This window comes from Achromobacter seleniivolatilans, assembly GCF_030864005.1.
GTDB lineage: Bacteria > Pseudomonadota > Gammaproteobacteria > Burkholderiales > Burkholderiaceae_B > Achromobacter > Achromobacter seleniivolatilans.
The window spans coordinates 2,823,320-2,846,002 of record NZ_CP132976.1 but is presented as its reverse complement, the minus strand read 5'-3'; the positions used below and the strand labels follow the sequence as shown (position 1 = coordinate 2,846,002).

At 61.9% G+C, this 22,683-nt stretch carries 20 protein-coding genes; 13 read left to right on the top strand and 7 right to left on the bottom strand.

Annotated elements, in window-relative coordinates:
• The first annotated feature begins 148 nt into the window (after nucleotides 1-148).
• The 3 genes from RAS12_RS12655 (at nucleotide 149) to RAS12_RS12645 (ending at nucleotide 3,873) form a co-directional block, all read left to right on the top strand.
• Entirely contained in the window at nucleotides 149-1,678 is a 1,530-nt protein-coding gene (locus RAS12_RS12655) for a helicase HerA-like C-terminal domain-containing protein (protein ID WP_306950056.1), read from the top strand.
• 119 nt (nucleotides 1,679-1,797) lie between these two features.
• Nucleotides 1,798-2,856, top strand: coding sequence for a tartrate dehydrogenase (locus RAS12_RS12650; protein ID WP_306951427.1), 1,059 nt, complete (start codon nucleotides 1,798-1,800; stop codon nucleotides 2,854-2,856).
• A gap of 42 nt (nucleotides 2,857-2,898) precedes the next feature.
• Nucleotides 2,899-3,873, top strand: coding sequence for a WaaZ-like lipopolysaccharide core biosynthesis protein (locus RAS12_RS12645; protein ID WP_306950054.1), 975 nt, complete (start codon nucleotides 2,899-2,901; stop codon nucleotides 3,871-3,873).
• A 50-nt stretch (nucleotides 3,874-3,923) separates the two neighbouring features.
• On the opposite strand, the gene RAS12_RS12640 is transcribed toward RAS12_RS12645, so the two are convergent.
• The 5 genes from RAS12_RS12640 to RAS12_RS12620 form a co-directional block, all read right to left on the bottom strand.
• Entirely contained in the window at nucleotides 3,924-5,540 is a 1,617-nt protein-coding gene (locus RAS12_RS12640; RefSeq protein ID WP_306950052.1) for a DHA2 family efflux MFS transporter permease subunit, read from the bottom strand.
• Nucleotides 5,537-6,730 (bottom strand): HlyD family secretion protein, encoded by a 1,194-nt coding sequence (locus RAS12_RS12635; RefSeq protein WP_306950050.1) that lies wholly within the window; start codon nucleotides 6,728-6,730, stop codon nucleotides 5,537-5,539. The genes RAS12_RS12640 and RAS12_RS12635 overlap by 4 nt, the downstream gene beginning before the upstream one ends.
• Before the next feature lie 22 nt (nucleotides 6,731-6,752).
• Nucleotides 6,753-8,222: an efflux transporter outer membrane subunit gene (locus RAS12_RS12630; RefSeq protein ID WP_306950048.1), complete on the bottom strand. Its 1,470-nt coding sequence runs from the start codon at nucleotides 8,220-8,222 to the stop codon at nucleotides 6,753-6,755.
• 109 nt (nucleotides 8,223-8,331) lie between these two features.
• Entirely contained in the window at nucleotides 8,332-8,838 is a 507-nt protein-coding gene (locus RAS12_RS12625; RefSeq protein ID WP_306950046.1) for a MarR family winged helix-turn-helix transcriptional regulator, read from the bottom strand.
• 31 nt (nucleotides 8,839-8,869) lie between these two features.
• Nucleotides 8,870-9,760 (bottom strand): DMT family transporter, encoded by an 891-nt coding sequence (locus RAS12_RS12620; RefSeq protein ID WP_306950044.1) that lies wholly within the window; start codon nucleotides 9,758-9,760, stop codon nucleotides 8,870-8,872.
• 74 nt (nucleotides 9,761-9,834) lie between these two features.
• On the opposite strand from RAS12_RS12620, the gene RAS12_RS12615 reads away from it, so the two are divergent.
• From RAS12_RS12615 to RAS12_RS12570, 10 genes are all read left to right on the top strand, one after another.
• Complete coding sequence (locus tag RAS12_RS12615) at nucleotides 9,835-10,815, top strand: DMT family transporter (protein WP_306950042.1); 981 nt, start codon at nucleotides 9,835-9,837, stop codon at nucleotides 10,813-10,815.
• A 52-nt stretch (nucleotides 10,816-10,867) separates the two neighbouring features.
• Nucleotides 10,868-11,857, top strand: a complete 990-nt coding sequence (locus tag RAS12_RS12610; protein ID WP_306950040.1) for a quinone oxidoreductase family protein — start codon at nucleotides 10,868-10,870, stop codon at nucleotides 11,855-11,857.
• A 194-nt stretch (nucleotides 11,858-12,051) separates the two neighbouring features.
• Nucleotides 12,052-13,560, top strand: a complete 1,509-nt coding sequence (styD, locus tag RAS12_RS12605; RefSeq protein WP_306950038.1) for a phenylacetaldehyde dehydrogenase StyD — start codon at nucleotides 12,052-12,054, stop codon at nucleotides 13,558-13,560.
• 70 nt (nucleotides 13,561-13,630) lie between these two features.
• Nucleotides 13,631-14,512: a transporter gene (locus RAS12_RS12600; protein ID WP_306950036.1), complete on the top strand. Its 882-nt coding sequence runs from the start codon at nucleotides 13,631-13,633 to the stop codon at nucleotides 14,510-14,512.
• 32 nt (nucleotides 14,513-14,544) lie between these two features.
• On the top strand, nucleotides 14,545-15,738 hold the full coding sequence (locus tag RAS12_RS12595; RefSeq protein ID WP_306950034.1) for an amine dehydrogenase large subunit: 1,194 nt from the start codon (nucleotides 14,545-14,547) through the stop codon (nucleotides 15,736-15,738).
• Nucleotides 15,735-16,286, top strand: coding sequence for a MauE/DoxX family redox-associated membrane protein (locus tag RAS12_RS12590; protein ID WP_306950033.1), 552 nt, complete (start codon nucleotides 15,735-15,737; stop codon nucleotides 16,284-16,286). Before RAS12_RS12595 ends, RAS12_RS12590 begins: the two co-directional genes overlap by 4 nt.
• Before the next feature lie 11 nt (nucleotides 16,287-16,297).
• Entirely contained in the window at nucleotides 16,298-16,936 is a 639-nt protein-coding gene (gene mauD / locus RAS12_RS12585; RefSeq protein WP_306950030.1) for a methylamine dehydrogenase accessory protein MauD, read from the top strand.
• Entirely contained in the window at nucleotides 16,920-17,441 is a 522-nt protein-coding gene (locus tag RAS12_RS12580) for a methylamine dehydrogenase light chain (RefSeq protein ID WP_306950028.1), read from the top strand. Before mauD ends, RAS12_RS12580 begins: the two co-directional genes overlap by 17 nt.
• The gene (locus tag RAS12_RS12575) at nucleotides 17,438-17,974 is read left to right on the top strand and encodes a cytochrome c family protein (protein WP_306950027.1); all 537 of its coding nucleotides are present in this window, start codon (nucleotides 17,438-17,440) and stop codon (nucleotides 17,972-17,974) included. Before RAS12_RS12580 ends, RAS12_RS12575 begins: the two co-directional genes overlap by 4 nt.
• A 148-nt stretch (nucleotides 17,975-18,122) precedes the next feature.
• Nucleotides 18,123-19,088 (top strand): AraC-like ligand-binding domain-containing protein, encoded by a 966-nt coding sequence (locus RAS12_RS12570; protein ID WP_306950025.1) that lies wholly within the window; start codon nucleotides 18,123-18,125, stop codon nucleotides 19,086-19,088.
• Here the strand turns inward: RAS12_RS12570 and RAS12_RS12565 are convergent.
• Nucleotides 19,085-19,759: an epoxyqueuosine reductase QueH gene (locus RAS12_RS12565; protein WP_306950023.1), complete on the bottom strand. Its 675-nt coding sequence runs from the start codon at nucleotides 19,757-19,759 to the stop codon at nucleotides 19,085-19,087. The two genes, RAS12_RS12570 and RAS12_RS12565, sit on opposite strands and share 4 nt — an antisense overlap.
• A 97-nt stretch (nucleotides 19,760-19,856) precedes the next feature.
• On the bottom strand, nucleotides 19,857-22,628 hold the full coding sequence (glnE, locus tag RAS12_RS12560; RefSeq protein ID WP_306950021.1) for a bifunctional [glutamate--ammonia ligase]-adenylyl-L-tyrosine phosphorylase/[glutamate--ammonia-ligase] adenylyltransferase: 2,772 nt from the start codon (nucleotides 22,626-22,628) through the stop codon (nucleotides 19,857-19,859).
• Nucleotides 22,629-22,683: the final 55 nt, after the last annotated feature.

Below are 22,683 nucleotides of genomic sequence, written 5' to 3'. Positions count from 1 at the left end.
TAATTTGTCTGCAAAAAAGGCATTTTACCGTGCCGGCGGCCCGCGCGCCCGGCAGAGGGGGGCATGTGTCCTTATTGCCACGCGCACAAGCCGGCTGCGAGGCTCTACACTTGGACATCCCTAGAATCCCTGGTCCGGAGCGCTGCATATGCCCAACCCCATCGTCATTGCTAAAAATGCGCAGACCGAGTTGGCGCTGCTGCCCGCTCTGGCCAATCGCCACGGATGTATCACCGGGGCCACGGGCACTGGCAAAACTGTCACGCTGCAAGTGCTGGCCGAATCTTTTTCCCGTATCGGCACGCCGGTATTCATGGCGGACGTCAAGGGTGATCTGACTGGCATTTCGCAGGCCGGCACGGCCAGCCCCAAGCTGGCTGAACGCTTGAAGAGCCTGGGCCTGCCGGAACCTGTTTGGGGCGCCAGCCCGGTCACGCTCTGGGACGTGTTTGGCGAACAGGGGTCACCGGTCCGGGCCACCATTACCGATATGGGGCCGCTGTTGCTGTCCCGTATTCTTGAATTGAACGACACCCAGGAAGGGGTGCTGACGCTGGTCTTCAAAGTGGCCGACGATGAAGGCCAGTTACTGCTGGATCTGAAAGATCTGCGCGCCATGCTGCAGAATGTGGCCGACCGGTCCGCTGAATTGAAGACCCGCTACGGCAACGTGTCAGCGGCCAGCGTCGGCGCTATTCAACGAGGCCTGTTGGCCCTGGAATCGCAAGGCGCAGAAAAATTCTTTGGCGAACCCATGCTGGACGTGGCGGACCTGATGCGCACCGACGCTCAGGGCCGCGGCATGGTGAACGTGCTGGCAGCAGACAAGCTGATGCAGGCGCCGCGCCTCTACGCCATTTTCCTGCTCTGGCTGCTGGCGGATTTGTACGAAAAGATGCCTGAAGTGGGCGATATGGACCAGCCCAAATTGGTCTTTTTCTTCGATGAGGCGCATTTGCTCTTCAACGACGCGCCGCAAGCGCTGCTGACGAAGATCGAGCAGGTGGTGCGTCTGGTCCGCTCCAAGGGGGTAGGCGTCTATTTTGTGACGCAGAATCCGCTGGATATTCCGGATACTGTGCTGGGCCAACTGGGTAACCGTGTCCAGCATGCCTTGCGGGCGTTCACGCCGCGCGACCAGAAGGCGGTCAAGACGGCAGCGCAAACCATGCGCCCCAACCCTGGCCTGGATATCGAAGCGGCCATTACAGAATTGGGCGTAGGCGAAGCGCTGGTGTCGCTGCTGGATGCCAAGGGCCGGCCTATGCCCACCGAGCGCGCATACATCGTGCCGCCCGCCAGCAGGATCGGCCCCGCAACGGACGCGGAACGTCTGGCCTTGCGCCAAGGCAGCCCGATGGCGGCCAAGTACGAAAAGGCCATCGACCGGGAGTCGGCCTACGAAGTGCTGGCTGGTCGCGCCGCTGTGCCGGCTGGACAGGCGGGCGCAAAGGGCGCGCCCGCTCAAACCGGAGGAGGCGCCCAGGCGCCAGCCGAGGAATCGGGTGGCGGCCTGATGGGCAGTCTTAACGACGTTTTGTTTGGGTCAACCGGCCCGCGCGGCGGCAAACGCGACGGCGTCGTGCAGACCATGGCCAAAACCACTGTCCGGTCAATCGCACGCGAATTGGCTCGCGGCATTCTGGGATCTCTGCTGGGGTCGAAAACCCGCCGTTGACAGGTCATTTCGTAACTGCCACCTTCTCTAGTCTGCCGTTTTGTAACTAAGGTGTTGCAGTTTTGCCGTTTATGCCTATGATTCTGGGCGGCATATCCAAGGCAAATAAAGGAAACGTGGTGGCTAAGAAACACAAGATTGCAGTGCTCCCAGGGGACGGAATTGGCAAGGAGGTCGTTCCGGAAGGTCTGAAAGTGCTGGATGCTGTCGCGACGCGATTTGGCATCGATTTCCAGTGGGACCATTTCGACTGGAGCTGCGACTACTACGCCAAGCACGGCAAAATGATGCCGGACGATTGGAAGGCGCAGATCGGTCAGCACGAAGCGATTTTCTTTGGATCGATTGGCTGGCCCGCCACGGTGCCGGACCACGAAGCGCTGTGGGGATCACTGTTCAAATTCCGCCGCGAGTTCGACCAATACATCAATTTGCGTCCGGTGCGCCTGATGCCTGGTGTGCCGTCGCCGCTGGCGGACCGCAAGCCGGGTGATATCGATTTCTTTATCGTCCGCGAAAATACCGAGGGCGAATACTCCAATAGCGGCGGTCGCCTGTTCGAGGGGACTGAGCGCGAAGTGGTCATCCAGGAAAGCGTGTTCACCCGCATCGGCGCCGATCGCGTGCTGAAGTTTGCCTTCGACCTGGCCCAAAAGCGTGGCAAACACCTGACCGCGGCAACCAAGTCCAACGGCATCTCGATTTCAATGCCGTGGTGGGATGAGCGAGTGGCCGACATCGCCGGGAACTATCCCGACGTTCGTTGGGACAAATACCACATCGATATCCTGTGCGCGCATTTTGTGCAGCATCCGGATTGGTTCGACGTGGTGGTGGCTTCCAACCTGTTTGGCGACATTCTTTCCGATCTCGGACCGGCATGCACGGGTACGATTGGTATCGCCCCTTCCGCGAACCTGAATCCCGAGCGCAAATTCCCGTCGTTGTTCGAACCGGTACACGGCTCGGCGCCAGACATCTATGGCAAGGGTATTGCCAACCCAATCGGCCAGATCTGGAGCGGTGCGCTGATGCTCGATTTTCTGGGGTATCCCGAAGCGTCGGCCGCTGTCGTGAAGGCGATCGAGACCGTTCTGGCGGAAGGTCCGCGTACGCGCGACATGAAGGGCAACGCTTCCACCGTCGACGTTGGCAACGCAATTGCGTCGCTGATCTAGGTTTGTTCAAAGCACTTTGCGGGTAGGCCACTCAGGCTTGTAATGGAAGACTCAACCCTCTCATCCTCCGGCGACCATGTAGGCGGCGGACGGGCCGATCGTTTTGTGCGCAAGCTCTTTCGCGTACTGCGCTCACGCACGCAACGGCACAATCAGCATTTGTGGCCGTTCGTCCGGATTTGGAGGGATAGGTCTGGCGCTATCTGCGGGTTTCGCGCCTTTGGCCGCTCACTGCCAGTAACGCCGCTCGCGCAGGGTTATGACCCTGCCGACAAAGCGGTGCATTTGATTTTGAGCGGTCCATCGGTCTCTGAAATTCCCTATGACCGCTTGGATATCGGGGTGGCGATGGGCGTCAACGGCGCTATTGCGCTGGCCCGCAAGTTCGACCTGCCGTTCAAGTATTACTGCATCATCGATCAGAATTTCGTGCGGGACCGTATCGAACTGGTCCGCGAAATCGTGATGAGAGATCTGACGCTGTATGTCTTCCCGGAGGTCTTGCGCTACATCATGCAGGGCATTCCGCAGGAGTACATCCGGTGCCGGATCTGCATTATTGAGTTGATTTCCGAGCGAGCCTATCAGCGTAGTGCGGCGCCTGCCGTGTTGAAGCGCATTGCCGCGGCAACGCCCGACGTGCATTTACTGGATGCCAAGCAGGGTTTGGGCTACAGCTTTGATGCGTCCCTGGGGGTGTTCGACGCCGACACGGTGGCCTATGCTGCCTTGCAGGTGCTTGTTTCCAGCGGAGCCCGGCAGGTGTATGTGCACGGGCTGGATCTGACCTTGCACAGCGGGCTGCGCTTTTATGATGAAGGCGAACGTCCGCAAGCCAGCCGGCTGGCGCGCAATTTCACGCGCCTGATCGAGCCGTCGTTCCGGTTCGCGTCCAAGCACTGGCGTGACCGCGGCGTGTCCGTGTTCAACCTGTCTCCGGTCAGCGCGCTGCCGCCCGATATCATCGAGCGGATGGACTGGCAGGTATTGCTAAAAGACGAGTCGATTCGAGCATGAAGCAAGGGCGCCAATTGGCGCCCCTGCTTATTCAGTCTTCGGCTGGCGTATCAGTGCGCGCCTGCTGCGGCTTCCGCGGCGCCGCCACCGCCCGCCTTGGCAGAGCGGGGACGAGCAAACCACACCAATACCGTCAACATCAAGAAGATGACTGCCGAGGCGTAAAACACGTCCGTGGCGGACATGGTGAATGCCTGCGCGTTGACCAGTCCGTCGACCATGCTCAAAGCCTGTTCGTGGGACATGCCCATGCCATTTTGCAAGGTGTTCATGGTCTGGTCGAATGCCTGCTGCCCGGGCCTGGCGATCTCGGTCAGTTGCGCATGGTGCATGGTGGCGCGGTTTTCCCATAGCGTCGTGGCGATGGATGTGCCGAACGCGCCTGCGGTCAAACGCAGGAAGTTCGACAGGCCCGACGCGGCGGGAATACGCCAGGGTTCGATGCTGGATAGCGTGATCGACGTCAGCGGCACAAAGAACGCCGCCATGGCCGCGCCCTGGATGATGGTCGGGAGCATCAGCGTGCGCACATCGGTCTGGGTATTGAAGCCCGAACGCATGAAACACACCAGCGCGAAGATCAGGAATGCCACCGTCACGATCTGGCGTGGATCACGCGTGGCCAGCATCTTGCCCACAATCGGCGTCAGCAGAATGGCGAGCAGCCCGACCGGTGCCGTCACCAGCCCAGCGTAGGTGGCGGTGTAGCCCATATTGCTTTGCAGCCAAAGGGGCAGCAGCACGACGTTGCCGAAAAACACTCCATAGGCCACCGCCAGCGTGACGGCGCCGACTGAGAAGTTGCGGATCTTGAACAGGCGCAAGTCCACCACGGGGTGGGCGTCGGTCAACTCCCAGATCAGGAAGAAGACGAACGCCACGAATGCGGTCGCCGCCAGGGCGATGATGGTGGGGCTGGCGAACCAATCCAGTTCCTTGCCCTTGTCCAGCATGATTTGCAGGGCGCCCACCCAGACAACCAGCAGCACCAGGCCGAGTTTGTCGATGGGCAATTTGCGGGTCAGAGATTCGCGGTTGCCATAGATGCGCCAGCTGATCCAGGCCGCCAACAAGCCTACCGGCACGTTGATGTAGAAGATCCACGGCCAGGTGTAGTTGTCGGAAATCCAGCCGCCCAGCAATGGTCCGGCGACTGGCGCGACCAATGTGGTCATGGACCAAACCGCCAGCGCCATGCCCGCCTTCGACTTGGGAAAGCTGGCCAGCATCAGCGTCTGCGACAACGGAATCATGGGGCCGGCCACCGCGCCTTGCAGCACGCGGAAGGCAATCAACGCTTCCAGTGAAGGCGAAAAGCCGCACAGCCACGATGCCAGCACGAACAGCAAGGTGGAGATCAGGAACAGGCGAACCTGTCCGAAGCGTTGCGTCAGCCAGCCCGTCAACGGCACGGTGATGGCGTTGGCAACGGCAAACGATGTGATGACCCACGTACCCTGGCTGGAGCTGACGCCCATGTCGCCAGAGATGGTCGGAATGGATACGTTAGCGATCGACGTGTCCAGCACATTCATGAATACCGCCGTAGACAGCGCGATAGACCCGATGATGCGGGTCGCGCCTTCCAGCGGCGGATAAGTGCCCGCCGGCAAGACCGGCGGCACATCGGGCGCGCCAGCGCCCGCGGGCTGGGCGGTCGTGCTCATGATGCCAGGTTGTCCTGAATGATTTTGGAGATCATGGTGTCGACCTCATCGTGCGCGGGTTCAAACGCGCGTGTCGACCAAGCCGGTTCCTTGCGGGACACCTGCGTCAGCGGCTCGCCTTCCTGCTTGCCGACGTCAACTTCCACATCCATGGACAGGCCGACGCGCAAGGGATGCGACTTCAGATCTTCCGGGTCCAGCGTGATGCGCACCGGAACGCGCTGCACGACCTTGATCCAGTTGCCCGTGGCATTCTGGGCAGGAAGCAGAGCGAAAGCGCTACCTGTGCCGGCGTCCAGGCCCGAGATCTTGCCGTGATAGGTGATGGAGCTGCCGTACAGGTCGGCGACCATCTTTACCGGTTGGCCGATGCGCATTTTGCGCAACTGGCCTTCCTTGAAGTTGGCTTCCACCCAGACCTGGTCCAGCGGAACCACGGTCATCAAAGCGGCGCCGGGGGCCACACGCTGGCCTACCTGTGCGCTGCGGCGTGCGATAACGCCGCTTACGGGTGCGGGCAGAACAGTACGCGATCGTGCGAGCCAGGCATTGCGCAATCCGGCAGCAGCCTGGCGCACATCGGGGTGATCGGCAACGGAGGTGCCTTGTGTCAACGCCTGATTGGTGGCCAGCTTGGCGCGCGAGGCGGCAAGCGAAGCCTTGGCTTGCGCCAGACCAGATTGGGCGGACTTCAAAGCGGCTTCAGCGTGCAGGATCTCTTCACCGCTGACGCCGCCGGACTTGGCCAGTTGCTGACGACGGGTAACGTCGCTTTGCGCGCGGGTCAGTTCGGCTTGGGCACGCAGGATGTCGGCGTTTCGCAGATCAACATCGGCGGCCAGTGCGTCGTTTTGAACGTAGTAGGTGCGCACCTGACGCACCATCTGCGCCAGCTTGGCTTGCGCCTGTTGCAGCGCGACGTCCGTGTCGGCGGGGTCCAGACGCACCAGCGGCTGGCCTGCGGTAACGGTTTCGGTGTCGTCGGCTTCGATAGCGATGACGGTGCCAGGCACTTGCGGCGTGATCTGCACAAGGTTGCCGTGCACGTATGCGTCGTCTGTGCTTTCGAAGTGGGAGCCAAACAGGGCCCACCAGATGCCGTAGGCGATGCCGACAAGAATGAAAACCCCAGTCGCCAGCAGCAGCAGGCGTTTACGGGCGGGGTTGGTGGTAGGGGTAGCAGCGTTCATGACGTCTCAATCCGGGGATTGTTCAATGAATGGGGTTCGTGGCGGGGGCGGGGGCGGTCTCGGGCCTGGCTTCTGGCTGCGAGCCCGCTTGAGCATCAGCGCCGGATTCCGGGGCGTATCCGCCGCCCAGCGCGTTGGCCAGGTTGGCATCAAGCTGGTAGGCCCGAATACGCAGATCGGTATCCATGCGGGCTTGCGTCAGGACGCCGGTTTGCGCGATCAGCACAGTGATGTAGTTGCCTAAGCCGGCCTTGTAGCGGTTCACCGCCAGTTCGTAGGCTGCCTCGATGGCTTCACGGGCCTGGTGCTGCTGGGCCCGTTCCTGGTCCAGCAAACGCAGGCCGTCCAGCGCGTCGGCCACCTGGTGCACGGCGTCCAGCACGGTCTGGTTGTAGTCCGAAACGGCCAGATCGGCGTCGGCGCGCTTGCCCGCCAGATTGGCGTTCAGTTCACCGCCATGGAAGATGGGCAGCGTGATGGCGGGACCAATGCCAGCAGTGCGCGCAGCAGCGCCCAGCAGATTGCCCGTGCCCAAAGCCTGGAATCCCACGAATGCCGTCAAGTTGACGTTGGGGTAGAACTCGGCGCGGGCGGTGTCGATGGCACTGCGGGCCGCTTCAGCACGCCAGCGCGTGGCGACGACGTCGGGGCGATGGCCCAGCAGATCCAGCGGAATGTCCGTCGGCACGACGCCTGCCGGGGCGGTCAACGCCACGGCAACCAGCGATTGACCGCGTTGGGGACCGGCGCCGGACAACGCAGCGACCTGGTTACGCAATTGGGCCAGCGTGGTTTCCGTTTGGGTCAGTTCCACGCGGCCCGCGGCCAGCGAAGACTCGGCCTGTTTGACTTCCACTTGCGTGTCCAGCCCGGCAGAGTAGCGTCCTTGCGTCAGCGACAGCACATCGGCGCGTTGTGCAATGACGCGTTTGATCACATCGCGTTGGGCGAATGCGTTCTGCAGGTTCAAGTAGGCGCGCACCGTGGCGCTGGCCAGCATATTGCGGGCCGCCTGGGCATCTGCGACTGCGGCTTCGCGTTCAGAAACGGCCGACTTCAGGCGCGAACGATTCTTGCCCCAAAAATCCAGCTCGTAGCTGAAGTCCAGCGCCAGCCGATTGTCGCTGACGACGGAACCGCCCAGCGGGGCTGGGTAGATGTAGTCGGAAGACAGGTGTTCGCGGTTCAGGGAGTAATCGGCGTCCACGCGCGGCAACAGTGGGGCGCGCGCCGTGCTGACCGCTGCATTGGCTTTGGCCAGACGGGCCTGCGCGGCGCTCATCGACGGGCTATTGGCCAGCGCTTCGTCCATCAGCGTATTGAGCTGAGTGTCGCCATAACGTTGCCACCATTGCGTGGCGGGCCAAGTGGTGGATTGACCGGTCAGTCCCAATTTGGCGGCATCCAGCGCCGCCACGGGTTCAGGCCCGGGTTCCATTAGTGCGCAGCCGCTCAGGGCTAGCACCAATACGGTAGAAAGAAGACGTTTCATCCTGACTGTTTGCTGAAAGTAATTGATTGGTCTGTATTTGCCTAGGCAGGTATCATGCCAAATAAAGCCCCAGCTCATTGGGGCGGTGCCGCGTAGGTGGTAAGCGCCGTCAGCGTTCGGGAGCAGTCCCGGAGGCAGAGCCGTTGGCAATCATGCGGCGCAGAAAATGCATCAGCTGCGCAACTTCATCAGTAGAGAATCCGCGCAGATGATGGTTCAGCGCGCGGGCAATACTAGGGGGAATTTCTCGGGCGACGGAATCGCCCTGTTCGGTCAGTTCAATCTTGACGACGCGGCGGTCTTCTTGACTGCGGTTACGGCGCAACAGGCCTTTTGCTTCCAGGCGATCCAGCGCGCGGGTCATGGCGCCGGTGTCCATGGCGTTCAAACGCGCCAGTTCGGCGGGCGTATCAGCACGGCCCAGATAGACCATGGCCAGCGGCCGCCATTGCATGGCCGTGAGATCCAGAGGGGCCATTTCCTGATCCAGCATACGGGTCAGCGAGTGATAGGCAAGCTTGATCAGGTAGCCGGCATTTTCTTCCGCCATGCAGCGGGTGTCATTGCGGTAGTGGACAGGGGAATCAGGCGAAGACGGAGGAATTGCTGCGTTCATGCGCCAAATTTTACTGCCTAGTCAGTTATTGTCAAGGTGGGTTTTGGGGGCCGGATTCGGGATGTGCCGGCGCGCTTTTACGCAGACCGGACCAGACGATGGCCGCCACAATCAAAGCGGCGCCTGCGATCATCCGGGGTGTGGGCTGCTGACTGAACAGCATCCACGCAAAGGCGATGGCGTACACCGGTTCCAACGCGATCACCAAGCCAGCGCTGCGTGCGTTCAGGCGAGTCAGGCTGGATACGAACAGGAAATGCGACAGGCCTGTGCAGAAAACACCCAGCAAAGCGAGCCAGAACCAGTCTATGGCGGGCAGCGCAGGCAACTGGCCGGCGGCGACAGGCAGCATCACCAGAGCCACGACCACGTTCTGCCAGCACGCGACCTGCATCGGGTCCATGCCCGAGGCCGACCGGCGGTTACTCAGGGCAAGCAGCGCAAAGGTCAGGCCCGACAGCAGGCCCCACGCCAGACCGATGGTGCCTTGATCCGCCAGATCGAAAGAGGGGGTCACCAGCACAAGGCCGGCCGTGACCAGGCCCAGCAGCAGCCATTCAGCGGTGCGTACGCGTTCCCGGAAGATCAGGCCTTCGAATAGGGTGATGAAGGCGGGGAAGCTGGCAAAACCCAGGGTGGCGATGGCAATGCCGCCCACCTTGACCGAGATGAAGAACGTCACCCAATGCGCAGCCAGCAGCGCTCCGGAGATGACCAGCACGAACAATTGCGCGGGGGTCAAGGCGCCCAGCAGCGGCTTGCGGCGCATACGGGCGAACAAGCCCAGTGAAATCACCGCGAAAATCGCGCGGCCCAGCGTGATGACGGCGGCGCTGGCTTGGATCAACTCCCCGAAAACGCCGGTCAGGCCGAATAGCACGGCGGCAATATGGATATAGGTCAGTGCGCGTTGTCGGGTCATGCCAGGGGTGTGTGATGCCAAAAAAAACAGGGGCGGGTGTGCAATTACTTTTGCACTGAACATAAAATCATCGCATGAATCGCATTGCCAGGTTTTTGCCCACTTCCCTGCCGTCCGGCCGCGCGGCGGGAATTCTTATGGCAACGGTGGGCGCAATCCTGTTTTCCGCCAAGGCGATCGTCGTCAAATTCACCTACCGCTACGGCATAGATGCGGTCACCCTGATTGCTTTCCGCATGCTGTTCGCGATGCCGTTCTTCGCGGCGATCGCCTGGTATCAGTCGCGCCGCGCGGCGCGTGGTGAGATCGTCGTGATGACGGGCAAGGAACGCGTCCAGGTCATCGTGCTGGGCCTGTTGGGTTATTACCTGTCCAGCTTTCTTGATTTCCTGGGGCTGCGCTACATCACCGCCAGCCTGGAACGCCTGATCCTGTTCCTGTCACCATCGTTAGTCGTGTTGTTGTCGGCGTTCTGGTTCAAACGACCGGTTGAGCACCGGCAATGGCTGGCAATGGTGCTGTCCTATGCCGGGGTGGTGCTGGTGTTTGCCCACGATCTGTCCTTCGGCGGGGGCGGCGAGGTGCTGTTAGGGTCTTTGTTCGTTTTTGGTTCGGCGGCAAGCTATTCTGTCTACCTGATTTGTTCCGGGGAACTGATCAAGCGAGTCGGTCCGACGCGGCTGGTTGCCTATGCCATGCTTGTGTCGTGCGTGGCCTGCCTCATTCAGTTCTTTGTGATCCACCCGCCATCAATGCTGATTCAGCCTGCAGGGGTCTACGGATATTCCGTAATCCACGCCACGTTGAATACGGTGGTGCCGGTCTTCATGCTGATGTGGGCGGTGTCGCTGATCGGTGCGCCGACGGCGTCGCTGCTCGGCATGGTGGGACCGGTGTCGGTGTTGTTCCTGGCATCGTGGTTCTTGGATGAACCCATCACTGTGTGGCAGATGGCGGGCACGGCGTTGGTGCTGGCAGGAGTATTTGCCCTGATGGGCGTCGGGTCTGGCAAACGTGCGCCCGCCCCGCAGCGCGACGCCAAATCGACGCAATGAAGTCTGGTTTTCCCGGTTTATTCGCATAATTTCCTATAGAAAGGAGGCCAGCATGGCCAGCAATCTCGTCAAGGCAATTCGTATCGAGCAACACGGTGGTCCCGAAGTCCTGAAGCTGGTCGAGGTCGAAGTACCGCCGCCTGCTTCTAATGAAGTCACGATCGAGCAGCACGCTGCCGGCCTGAATTTCATCGATATCTATTTCCGCACGGGTTTGTATCCCCATCCGCTGCCGCATGGCCTGGGCTTTGAAGGCGCGGGCGTGGTGACGGCCGTAGGCGCCGACGTCAAGCATCTGAAGAACGGCGACCGCGTCGCCTATGGTCAAAGCCCGATTGGCGCCTATGCCAAAGCGCGCAATGTGCCGGCAGCCCAAGTTGTGAAGGTGCCCAACGGCATTGGTTTTGACGAGGCCGCCGCGCTGATGCTCAAGGGCCTGACGGTGCAATATTTGTTCCGCCAGACCTATCGTCTGCAAGGCGGCGAAACGATTTTGTTCCACGCTGCTGCGGGCGGCGTCGGCCTGATTGCTTGCCAATGGGCCAAGGCCTTGGGCGTGAAGCTGATCGGTACGGTCTCCAGCCCGGAAAAGGCCGAACTGGCCCGCGCCAACGGCGCCTGGGAAACCATCGACTACTCGCGTGAAAACGTGGCCGAGCGCGTGCTGGAATTGACCGGCGGCAAGAAAGTGCCCGTGGTGTATGACGGCGTGGGCAAAGACACATGGGAAACCTCGCTGGACTGCATCGAGCCGCGCGGCCTGATGGTCAGCTTTGGCAATGCGTCGGGCCCGGTGGCTGGCGTCAACCTGGCCGTGCTGAACCAGAAGGGCAGCCTGTACGTTACGCGCCCGTCGCTGGGCGTACACATCAATACGCTGGAAAAACTGCAAGCCGCCTCGAAAGAAGTGTTCGACCTGGTCCTGAAGAAGAAGATCAAGGTTCGCATCGACCAGCGCTACAGCCTGGAACAGGCAGGCGAAGCGCAAACCGCGCTGGCCTCGCGCAAGACCACGGGCGCTACGGTGCTGATGCTGGACTGAGTGCAAGGCGATTGATCTGGCAGCCCCCCGCAAGGGGCTGCAACGGGCCTGGCAAGACGCGCGATGCGCGGATTGCCAGGCTTTTTGCTTTTGCGCGGCCGTGCGCAGAATGACAAATCGCCATGCACGGCCCGACAAGCCAGCCTCAGACGCCGTTGCTATTCTGGCTTCCACACTTTTCGTTGGAGCTTTGAATGTCCTCAGCAAACGTATTGGCGGGTTCCGCCGGGTCCGAGCGCCCGGAACTGGGCGCGATCAGGGAATTCATGCTGATCGACGGCAAACCCGTTTACGAAGGACAGGGCGGCCAGATCCCGGTCTACGACCCGGCCACGGGTCAGATCATTGCGCATCAGCCCAACGCTGGCCCCGCGCAAGTGGACCTGGCCGTGCAGGCGGCGCGCCGGGCGTTCGAGTCTGGCGCCTGGCATGACACCTTGCCAGCGGGCCGAGAGCGTCTGTTGCTGAAGCTGGCGGACGTGCTTGAAGCGCATGGTACCGAGCTCGCCCGGCTGGAAACGCTGAACAACGGCAAGCTGCTTGGCGTGGCGCAGGGGCTGGAAGTGGGGGCGGGCGCGCAGTGGTTGCGCTATATGGCGGGCTGGGCCACCAAGATCACGGGCGACACGCTATCCCTGTCGATCCCGTTCCCACCGGGCGTTCAATACAGCGCGTACACGCTGGCGCAACCCGTGGGCGTTGTCGGCGCGATCATTCCGTGGAATTTCCCCTTGCTGATGGCGATCTGGAAGATCGCGCCCGCGCTGGCCGCTGGCTGCACCGTGGTGCTCAAACCTGCCGAGGAAACGCCCCTGACTGCGATAAGGCTGGCCGAGCTGGTGCTTGAGGCTGGTTTCCCGCCGGGCGTCGTCAATGTCATCACGGGACGGGGCGAAACCGCGGGCGCGGCGCTGGTGGCGCATCCGGGTATCGACAAGATCGCATTTACGGGTTCGACCGAGGTCGGCAAGCTGATCGGGCGGGCCGCAATGGACGACATGAAGCGGGTGTCGCTGGAACTGGGTGGAAAGTCTCCCGTGATCGTGCTGGATGATTGCGATGTGGACCGCGCCGTGCAGGGAGCCGCCGCCGCAATCTTCTTCAATCAAGGGCAAGTGTGTACGGCGGGTTCCCGCTTGTATGTGCAGAAGGGCCTGTATGCCAAGGTGGTGCAGGGCTTGGCCGATGTGGCGGCCAGCATGACGCTGGGCTCCGGCTTTGACCCTGCCACGCAGATCGGTCCGCTGATCTCGGCCCGCCATCAGAAACGTGTGATGGACTACATCGGTATCGGCCGAGCGGAAGGCGGGCGGGTCCTGACCGGCGGGGCTGCTGGCGAAGGGGCCGGCTACTTCGTTCAGCCCACCGTATTTGCCGATGTGCGGCAAGACGCGCGGATCGCCCAGGAAGAAATTTTCGGCCCCGTAGTCGTGGCGCAGTCCTTCGACAGTCTTGATGATGCCGTGCGGCTGGCCAATGACAGCGCATTTGGTCTGGGCGCCAGCATCTGGAGCAATGACTTGTCCCGGGTGCAGCGCCTGATTCCGCGCATCGATGCGGGCACGTTGTGGGTCAACACGCACAACATGTTGGACCCCAATATGCCGTTCGGCGGGTTCAAGCAATCTGGCATCGGCCGTGAGCATGGCCGCGCCGTGCTGGAGATGTACCTGGAGAAGAAATCCGTCTGCATTGCGTACTAGAACGCCGAATCGTGCCGTCCAAGCCGGGATATACCGGCGGCGGCGCCTTCGCGACATCAAGGGGAAAGGGATGGCAGGCAAGTCATGTAGCCGCGCCCGGCTGGGCGCAGCAGTTGCACTGGCATGCGCCGGTGCTTCGCAATCGGCGTGGGCGGGAGACCCCAGCGCGCGCGATTGGATACCCGCGCCAGTTGGTACCAATATCGTCGCGGGATACTTGGCGGGCTTGCGCTCGTCAGGGCTGTATTCCGAGGGCAAGCGTGTAGAGGGCGCGTCGGTCGACGTCAATGCGCTGGTCTATCGTCAGATGCACTACCGCGACTTCTACGGCAAGACCGTACAGCTGGAATTCATTGTGCCGATGTACCGGACGTCGTTGGATTTGCCTGGTGCGCCAGGCGATCATCAGACGGGTATAGGCGACCTGACCTTGGGCTCGGCGATCTGGCTCTACAACAACGAGCAGACCAAAACGTGGTTCGCATGGGAGCCTTTTGTGGTGGCGCCTGTGGGGCGTTATGACCGCTCGCGCCCGGATGTTTCGCCAGGCAAAAACCGCTGGTCCACGATTCAGGATTTCTCTTTCGTGAAAGGGGTGGGCGAATCCACGTTTCTTGAAGCCATTGCCGAAGTGGAAATCTATGGCCGCAATACGGACTGGTACGGGCAGACGCTGAAAAAAGATCCGTCCTTCCGATTCTTCGCCTTGGCGTCGACCAATCTGACGCCCGATACCTACACCGGTATCCGCTACCGCTATGAGACAGGCGGCCGCGAAACGTCTTCGGGTGAAACCGTTGCTACCCGCGCCCGCAATCACCAGTTGGCCGTCGAATTGACCCATCAGATCAACGACGCCAACCAGATTCAGATGCAGTACATCCACGACCTGAAGGTCGAGAACGGACCCAGGATGCGTGGCGTGCAATTGCGCTACGTCTACGCGTTCTAAAGGAATCGGATCATGAGACCAGGAGAATATCGATGATTGCGTTTCGTGCCAGATCGCGCGCATCGCGGGCCGGACGGTGGGCGTTGTGCGCCGCTTTGCTTGGCGCCTCGGGCCTGACTTGGGCAGACCTGCCGATCGAAGAACTCAAGGGCGGCACGCGGCTGCCTCCCGCCACGCCGCACCGGCTGTACGTCATGGACGCAGCCTTCAACCACCTGGTCGACAGCCGGGTCAATATTTACGACGGCGACTCTTTGAAGTTTCTGGGGCTTGTGCCGACCTCGTTTAACGGCCACATGACGGTGTCCGCCGATGGCCGCGACATCTATGTCATGACGACCTATTACGAACGCTTGAACCGCGGCAAGCGAACCGACGTCATCGAAGCCTGGGACGCCGAAACCCTGACGCCCAAATACGAGGTGCCCATTCCGCAGAAGCGCGCTCAGGCGTTGAACTACCGCAATTATTTGCGGCAGAGCACGGACGGCAGTCTGCTGTTCGTGCAGAACGCCACGCCAGCAACGTCGGTCACCATTGTGGATCTGAAGTCGCGCCAGTTCGCTGACGAAGTCACTGCCGCCGCCGGCTGCTGGAGCATCATTCCGCTGCCGTCACGGCCGCGCAGCTTTGCGACGATTTGCGGCGACGGCGCGTTGCTCACCATTGACCTGGACGCGGCTGGCAAGCCGTCCGCGCAGCAGCGCAGCAAGCCGATGTTCGACCTGGAAAAGGACCCCATCTTCACGCACACCGAGAATCTGGGCGACACCTTTTATTTTGTGTCCTACAACGGCAACGTGTACAGCGCTGACTTCAGCGGCCCTGAAGTCAGCTTTGGCGCACCGTGGCCGCTGTTGGACAAGTCCGGCAAGGACCGGGGCTGGCGGCCAGGCGGCTACAACCTGCTGGCCGTGAATCAAGCCACGAAACGCCTGTATGTGGGCATGCACCCGAACGGCGTGGAAGGGTCGCACAAGACGCCGGCCGCTGAGATCTGGGTTTACGACCTGGTCACACACAAGCGGCTGGCGCGCGTGCCGGGCAAGAACGCGTTGTCGATGTCCGTTTCGCAAGACGACAAGCCGCGCCTGTTCACCATCGATGGCGGCAACGTCAATATTTTCGATGCGCAACCGGCGGCGCCGGTGTTCAAAGGCACCATTCAGGCGGCAGGCGAAACGGCCTTGCAAGTGGAGCCGCAACCGGCAGGAGGCGCACGATGAACGATCCTGTGCTGCTCTACGCCGCCAGCGCCGCGCTGGCCTGCGTGTTGCTGTTGGGGGCGCTCGAAAAACTGAAGGACATGCCTCGATTTTCGGCTGCGGTATCCGCCTACGGCATTTTGCCTACGGGTTGGGGCGGCGCTTTTGCGCGGGGTTTTGTGCTGGCTGAGGCGGCGGCTGGCGTGTTGCTGCTGACGCCGCCCTGGCAAGCGGCAGGAGCCGTCCTGGCGTTGCTGGTGGTGGCGGTGGCCACGTTGGGTCTTGTCGTGAACCTGGCGCGCGGGCACCGCGATATCGACTGCGGCTGCGGCGGACCGGCATCGCGTGGGCTGGCTGGACGGGGCGGCGGTTTGTCCTGGTGGCTGGTGTTGCGCAATGCCGTTCTGGCGTTATGGACCCTGCCGGTGCTGGTGGCCGCCGCAGGCCAGGGCCGGCACTTGCAATGGGCGGATGCCGCTTCGGTCTTTGGCCTGGCGATGACCGCCGTTGGCCTGTACTTCACCGCCAATCACCTGTTGGCCTCGCATCTCAAGCTGCGCAATCTCTGAAGGAGTGTCATATGGATGCCTTGATCATTTCCAATTTCCTGTTGTGGGGGGTGGTGCTATGCCTGGTGCTGGTCATCCTGGCCTTGTCCCGCCAAATCGGTGTGTTGTACGAACGCGTGGCGCCGATGGGGGCGCTGACCATGGACAAAGGTCCCGGCGTGGGTGAAGCCGCGCCGCGCTTCGAACTTTCCGATCTGCTTGGACGTCGCGTGACCATCGGCGAACGGGGGCAGCACAGCCAGTTGCTGTTCTTCCTGTCGCCCACCTGTCCGGTGTGCAAGAAGCTGTTGCCCATTCTGAAATCGGTCGCCAGCACGGAAAGCGCCTGGCTGCGTATTGTGTTGGCCAGCGATGGTGAAATGCCTGAACATCTGGCGTTCTACAAGCAAGCCGGGCTGGAGCGTTTCCCGTATCTGCTGTCGGCAGAGCTGGGCATGAAGTTTCAGATCAGCAAGCTGCCGTATGCGGTGCTGATGGACGAATCGGGCATCTTGCGCGCCAAAGGCCTGATCAATTCACGCGAGCAACTCGAAAGCCTGTTCACGGCCAAGGAACTGGGCGTGGCGTCAGTTCAAGACTTCCTGGCCGCAGGCAACCTGGAAGAGACCCGCATTTCCCGCAAGGAGAGTGGCAATGCAATGGCTGGATAAACTCTCTGAGCGCGCTACGCGATCGGTGGCGCACACCACGTCGCGCCGCAGCGTGCTCAACCGCATTGGCAAGATGCTGGTCGGAACCGCTTTTCTGATGCCGGTGCTGCCGGTGGCGCGTTCGGCCCCGGCAGCCGCCAAGAAGCCGCAGATGGACGACACCGCATGCGACTACTGGCGCTATTGCGCAGTGGACGGATTTCTTTGTTCCTGCTGCGGCGGCAGCATGACGTCGTGCCCGCCGGGTACCTCGCCGTCGGCCGTCTCGTGGGTGGGCACCTGCCACAACCCGTTAGATGGCAAGGACTACCTGATCAGCTACAACGATTGCTGCGGCAAGACCGCGTGCGGCAAATGTATGTGCGCGGCGGCGGAGCGTGAACGGCCGGGTTATCAGATGTTTTTGCACAACGATGTGAACTGGTGCATGTCCAACGAGTCTTCGATCTTCCACTGCACGACCTCGGTGATTGTGGGGCTGGCCAAGGCGAAGCCTGCATCATGAGGCCTGGCTCGCCCCGCAAACGAACAGGATGGCGCGGCGGTTGGGCCGCCGCCATTCTGCTTTGCGCTGGTCCGGCCATGGCGGGTGGATTGACGGCGGGGGGCCCCGTAGCAACAACTGGCGCGGATCAACTGCGGCAGGCAGTGCGCGCCGATTTTGTGCTGCAGTGCGCAGGGTGCCACCGCGTGGACGGGCGCGGCAGCAGCCGGCACGGCATTCCAGACTTTCGGCAATCCGTGGGCGCTTTTGTGCATCTGCCTGCCGGGCGTGAATATCTGATCCGCGTTCCGGGCGCGGCGCATTCTCAATTGAATAATGCAGAGCTTGCAGCGGTGCTGAATTGGGTACTCACCGAGTTCAGCGCGGCGCAGTTGCCGCCGGACTTCCATCCCTATACCGAACAAGAAGTGGCGGCGGCACGGCCGCAACGCTATGACGATGTGGTGCCCGTGCGCCACGGTCTGGCGCGGACGCTCTCGTCAATGGGCTTCTCCTTGTCCGACTATTCGTATGGCAGCGACAGAAAACCGTGATGTGGCACGCACTTAGGGGTTGTCACCGATATTCCCCTCACGCGTGCGGTGCTAGAAAGAGGCAGCCCCCCCATTCAACGCTGTAGCTGTGCCGTTGGGCCATGCCCAAGGCATAAAAGGCACGCCGTTTCGAGACGCCGGAGTCGCCATGTCATCATCCGTTTTGCACAGCGTGCCCAGGCAATTCCTGGATTGCGCCAGTTGGCAGGAAAGCATCAGCAGCACTTTCGTTCCGTTGGAAGTGTCTGCCGTATTTCCCTCGCGCTTTCGCAACAGCGTCGCGGTGGGTTCGCTGGGCTGGATGCAGGTCAGCGAACTGCGCAGCAGCGCGCAGCGCGTGCGCCGCAGCAAGTTGCTGGCGGGCCGCTCGGAAGAAGCCGGGTACAAGGTCACGCTGCAATTGGCGGGCCGTAGCGAAATTCGTCAGTCCAGCCGCAGCGCATTGCTGATGCCGGGCGAATGGAGCATCTACGACACCACCCGGCCCTACGAAGTCGATGTCGATGATGGCGCGCATTTTCTGGTGATGCAGGTGCCGGGCAAGCACACTGAAGCCTGGCAGCCATTCATGCAAAACGCCGTGGCCCGCACGTTTAGCGGCAGCCAAGGTTGCGGCCGCATGGCCATGGATTTGTTGCGCGTGGCCCTGGGCGAACACGCCCACCTGTCCGAAAGCGCCGCGCGCGATGCGGCCAATGCCGTGTTGCAGATGATGGGGCTGGACATCAGCGAGCGGGCAGGGGGGCTGGCCGAACAAGATCAGGCCGGGTTACGTCAGGCCCAGTTGCGCCGCGTGCAGCAGCATATTCTTGAAAACCTGCATGACCCGGCGTTGTCGCCGGCGACGGCGGCAGCCGCGTTCAGGATGTCGCGGCGGTATCTGTACAACTTGTTTGCGCAAGCTGCCACCACACCCGCCGACTTTATTCTCAGCGCCCGGCTGGAACGCTGCCGGGACGTGCTGTGCGACACCGCGCAGTCTGCCCGGCAGATTGGCGATATCGCATACCGTTTTGGTTTTTCAGATGCTGCCCGTTTCAGTCATGCGTTCCGAAAACGTTTTGGCGCATCACCCTCTGAATACCGGCGGCATGGCCGGACTACGCTTGCTTAGAGCTGTTCTTCGTTGATCAGGTCTTCTTTGCCGTAGAACTTGACGCCGATGTGGATGCGTTCACGGCCTTGCGAACGGCGATGGCGATTCGTGTCGCGCAACGAATAGACGCAGCCGCAATATTCCTGCTGGTAGAAGTTCTCGCGCTTGCTGATTTCAATCATGCGGGCGGAGCCGCCGCCCTTGCGCCAGTTGTACGTCCAGTAAACCAGATCGTCATAGCGGCCTGCGGCGCGTTCGCCGCAACCGTTGATCTGGTTCATGTCTTTCCAGCGCGAGATCCCCAGCGAGCTGGTGATCGTATCGAACCCGTGCTCGTGGGCGTAGAGCGCGGTGCGTTCAAAGCGCATGTCGAAGCAGGCGGTGCAACGTTCGCCGCGTTCGGGCGAGTCTTCCAGCCCCTTGACGCGGTCGAACCAGTTGTCCATGTCGTAGTCGGCATCGATGAATTCAATGCCGTGCTGCTCGGCGAAGCGGATGTTCTCCTGCTTGCGGATCTCGTATTCTTTGACCGGATGGATGTTCGGGTTGTAGAAGTAGATCGCGTAGTCGATACCGGAGGCCGTCATGGCTTCCATGACTTCACCGGAACAGGGCGCGCAGCAGGAGTGCATCAGCACCTTGCTGCGGCCAACGGGCAGGTCGAGTTTGGGACGCACGAGTTCAGACATGGCTTGCAGGCGAAAAGGCGGAAAAGTCCTTATTTTACGACGAGTTGCCGTTCAGGGCCGATTGCCTGGATCAGCAGGGGGAGCCGCCAGCCCTCCGTCATCCCAGCACCGCCGTCCAGAGTTCGCGCACGGCGGCCCGTTCATCGATCAATTGGTCAGGCGCCACCCGGGCTTTCTCTACGCCCTGCATGCGCAATTGATGCTGTACACGGCGCAAGACGCGGTAGGCATCGGCTGCCCGCGCGGCCAGTTCCGGGGCGATCAGCCCCGCTTCGCCAGCCAGGCGCAGCAGGGTGATGTTGCCCAGGTTGTGCACCAGCACCGGATGCGTGCCTGCATAGCAAAGCACCAGGTATTGGGTGACGAATTCCACATCGACCATGCCGCCGCGGTCGTGCTTCAAGTCGAATTTCTGGCTGGTGTTCGGGTGGCCCGCGTTAATCTTTTCGCGCATGGCCAGCACTTCTTCGCGCAGTGCAGCGGGGTCCCGTGGCTGGACCAGGATGGCTGCCCGGATCTGCTCGAAGCGGGCGCCGACAGCAGCGTCGCCCGACGCATACCGGGCGCGGGTCAGCGCCTGATGCTCCCAGGCCCAGGCGTGCTTGTTCTGGTATTGCTCAAAGGCCTCCATGGAAACCGCCAGCAGACCGGCGTCGCCGTCGGGACGCAGGCGCAAGTCCACTTCGTACAGCCGGCCTGACGAGGTCATGGTTGACAGCCAGGAGCTCATGCGCCGGCCGAGCTTGGCGTAGACCTCTGCGGCATCTTCGCGTGCATCGTCAAACAAGAAAACCAGATCCAGATCAGACGCATAACCCAGCTCCTTGCCGCCCAGCTTGCCGTAGGCAATGACAGCAAAGTGCGGCTGGGCGCCTTCAACCTTGTTCACCAGCGGCCAGGAGCGGCGTATGGTCTCGGTCAGCAGCAGGTCGGCCAATGCCGACAATTGGTCTGCCAGCTTTTCCACCGTCAGCTCGCCTTCCAGATCCTGCGCCAGCAGCTGGAAGCTGGCCTGGCGTTGCACATCGCGCATCAGATTCATCTGGCGTTCGATGTCAGGGCTGCCATCCGGCAGCCGGCAAGCATCCAGGTCTGCCGTCAACTGACGGGCGATTTGCGTGAAGTCCAAAGGCTCGAACAGCGTGCGCCAGTCGATCAGGCTGTCGAGCAGCAAGGGATGTTGCGTCAGGTATTGCGCGGCCCAGGGGCTGGCCGCCACCATACGCGCCACGCGAGCCAGGGTATCAGGGTATTCGGCCAGAAGCGCCAGATACGCGCTGCGCTGGGCAATTTTTTCGATCAGGTCGAACAGCCTGACGGCGGCGTCCAGCGGTGCGGAAGTCTGGCGTGCGGCGCGCAGCGCGGCGGGAAGCAAAGCCTCCATGCGCCGGCGGCTGCTTTCGGGCAGGCTGCGAACGCGGTGGCTGCCCAACAGGGTTTCCGTCCGGCGCAACAAGTCCTGGGCCTCGTCGCCAAAGGCCTGACGGATCTGCTCGGCCAGTTCACATTCGTTGCCGGGTTCGTCCTGGGCGCCGGCGCCCTCTGCTGGCGTGGCCGGCTCTTCCTGCTCCCCCATGCCAACCATGCGGAAGACGTTGCGGAAAGTCTGCGAAACGAACTGGCGGTGCGCGGCCAGCGTGGTTTCGAAGTCCTGCGGGCTCATCCCCAGGGCGGCAGCCAGCGCGGCGCGCTGTTCAGGGTCGCCGGGAAGCAGGTGCGTTTGCTCATCTTCGCGGTACTGCAAGGCGTGCTCGGTGCGGCGCAGGTAGCGGTAGGCTTCTTCCAGGCGCCGGGCATCTTCCTCGGGGATCAGGCCGGCGACCTGCTCCGCGTGCAAGGCTTCCAGAAGGCCGCGCTTTTGCAGTGCGGGCATGCGCCCGCCGCGAATCAGCTGCGCCAGTTGCACGACGAATTCGATTTCGCGGATGCCGCCGTCGCCCAGCTTGATATTGTTTGCGCTGTCGATGCCGTTACGCGCCATAGCGCGCCGCTGCCAGTCTTGACGGATGCGCTCACGCAGCGAACGCAGGGCGGCTAACGCATCGAAGTCGAAATACTTGCGATAGACAAAGGGCACGCGCAGGCTTTCCAGCTGGCGCGCCTGTGTGGCGCTGTCGCTGCCTTCAAATGCCTGGGCGGGCATCAAGCGGGCCTTGAGCCAGGCATAGCGTTCCCATTCGCGGCCCTGGCCGATCAGGTAGTGTTCCAAGGCGTCCAGGCTCCAGGCCAGCGGACCCGAATCGCCATCCGGCCGCAGGCGCAGGTCGGTACGGAACACCTGACCGTTCTCGTCCACTTCGGATATCACGGGCATCATGCGCCGCGTCAGGCGGCCGTAGAACTCGTGATGGCTGATGCGGCGGGGGCCATCGGTTTCGCCTTCCTCGCCGTACAGCATGATCAGGTCGATGTCTGACGACACATTCAATTCGCAGCCGCCCAGCTTGCCCATTCCGACAATCAGCATTTCTTGGGGTTTGCCTGTGGCCGGATCGCGCGGCACGCCGTGCACCGCTGCCAGGTCGGCAGCCACACTGCGATAGGCCGCAGCCACCGCAATGTCCGCCAACTGGGTCATCGCGCCCACCACTTCTTCCAAATCAGCGTGGCCCGCCAGGTCGCGCACGATCAGAACGCTGAAGACGCGCTCGCGCAATTTGCGCAATACCTTGCGGCAGGCATCCACAGGCAGGATGTCCGGCGCATCTGGGCCAGCCAATTCGGATTGCCATTGCGCCATGAGTGCAGGCGTCACCGGCTGTTCGACGGCTTTTTCCAGCCAGGCGGCCTGGTCCGGGTGGGCATCCAGGCGGCGGCGCAGATGACCGGACCAGGCGAGGGCGGGGGCGAGCATAGTGGACGATGACATGGCGTAAGGGCGGCAGACGAATGGGCGCGTTTCAGGTATAAGTGGGGACGATACC

Bases quoted from the DNA above. Each gene is read 5' to 3' on its own strand.
- RAS12_RS12655 (WP_306950056.1), top strand. From the start codon at position 149: ATGCCCAACCCCATCGTCATTGCTAAAAATGCGCAGACCGAGTTGGCG.
- RAS12_RS12645 (WP_306950054.1), top strand. From the start codon at position 2,899: ATGGAAGACTCAACCCTCTCATCCTCCGGCGACCATGTAGGCGGCGGA.
- RAS12_RS12640 (WP_306950052.1), bottom strand. From the start codon at position 5,540: ATGAGCACGACCGCCCAGCCCGCGGGCGCTGGCGCGCCCGATGTGCCG.
- RAS12_RS12635 (WP_306950050.1), bottom strand. From the start codon at position 6,730: ATGAACGCTGCTACCCCTACCACCAACCCCGCCCGTAAACGCCTGCTG.
- RAS12_RS12630 (WP_306950048.1), bottom strand. From the start codon at position 8,222: ATGAAACGTCTTCTTTCTACCGTATTGGTGCTAGCCCTGAGCGGCTGC.
- RAS12_RS12625 (WP_306950046.1), bottom strand. From the start codon at position 8,838: ATGAACGCAGCAATTCCTCCGTCTTCGCCTGATTCCCCTGTCCACTAC.
- RAS12_RS12620 (WP_306950044.1), bottom strand. From the start codon at position 9,760: ATGACCCGACAACGCGCACTGACCTATATCCATATTGCCGCCGTGCTA.
- RAS12_RS12615 (WP_306950042.1), top strand. From the start codon at position 9,835: ATGAATCGCATTGCCAGGTTTTTGCCCACTTCCCTGCCGTCCGGCCGC.
- RAS12_RS12610 (WP_306950040.1), top strand. From the start codon at position 10,868: ATGGCCAGCAATCTCGTCAAGGCAATTCGTATCGAGCAACACGGTGGT.
- styD (WP_306950038.1), top strand. From the start codon at position 12,052: ATGTCCTCAGCAAACGTATTGGCGGGTTCCGCCGGGTCCGAGCGCCCG.
- RAS12_RS12600 (WP_306950036.1), top strand. From the start codon at position 13,631: ATGGCAGGCAAGTCATGTAGCCGCGCCCGGCTGGGCGCAGCAGTTGCA.
- RAS12_RS12595 (WP_306950034.1), top strand. From the start codon at position 14,545: ATGATTGCGTTTCGTGCCAGATCGCGCGCATCGCGGGCCGGACGGTGG.
- RAS12_RS12590 (WP_306950033.1), top strand. From the start codon at position 15,735: ATGAACGATCCTGTGCTGCTCTACGCCGCCAGCGCCGCGCTGGCCTGC.
- mauD (WP_306950030.1), top strand. From the start codon at position 16,298: ATGGATGCCTTGATCATTTCCAATTTCCTGTTGTGGGGGGTGGTGCTA.
- RAS12_RS12580 (WP_306950028.1), top strand. From the start codon at position 16,920: ATGCAATGGCTGGATAAACTCTCTGAGCGCGCTACGCGATCGGTGGCG.
- RAS12_RS12575 (WP_306950027.1), top strand. From the start codon at position 17,438: ATGAGGCCTGGCTCGCCCCGCAAACGAACAGGATGGCGCGGCGGTTGG.
- RAS12_RS12570 (WP_306950025.1), top strand. From the start codon at position 18,123: ATGTCATCATCCGTTTTGCACAGCGTGCCCAGGCAATTCCTGGATTGC.
- RAS12_RS12565 (WP_306950023.1), bottom strand. From the start codon at position 19,759: ATGTCTGAACTCGTGCGTCCCAAACTCGACCTGCCCGTTGGCCGCAGC.
- glnE (WP_306950021.1), bottom strand. From the start codon at position 22,628: ATGTCATCGTCCACTATGCTCGCCCCCGCCCTCGCCTGGTCCGGTCAT.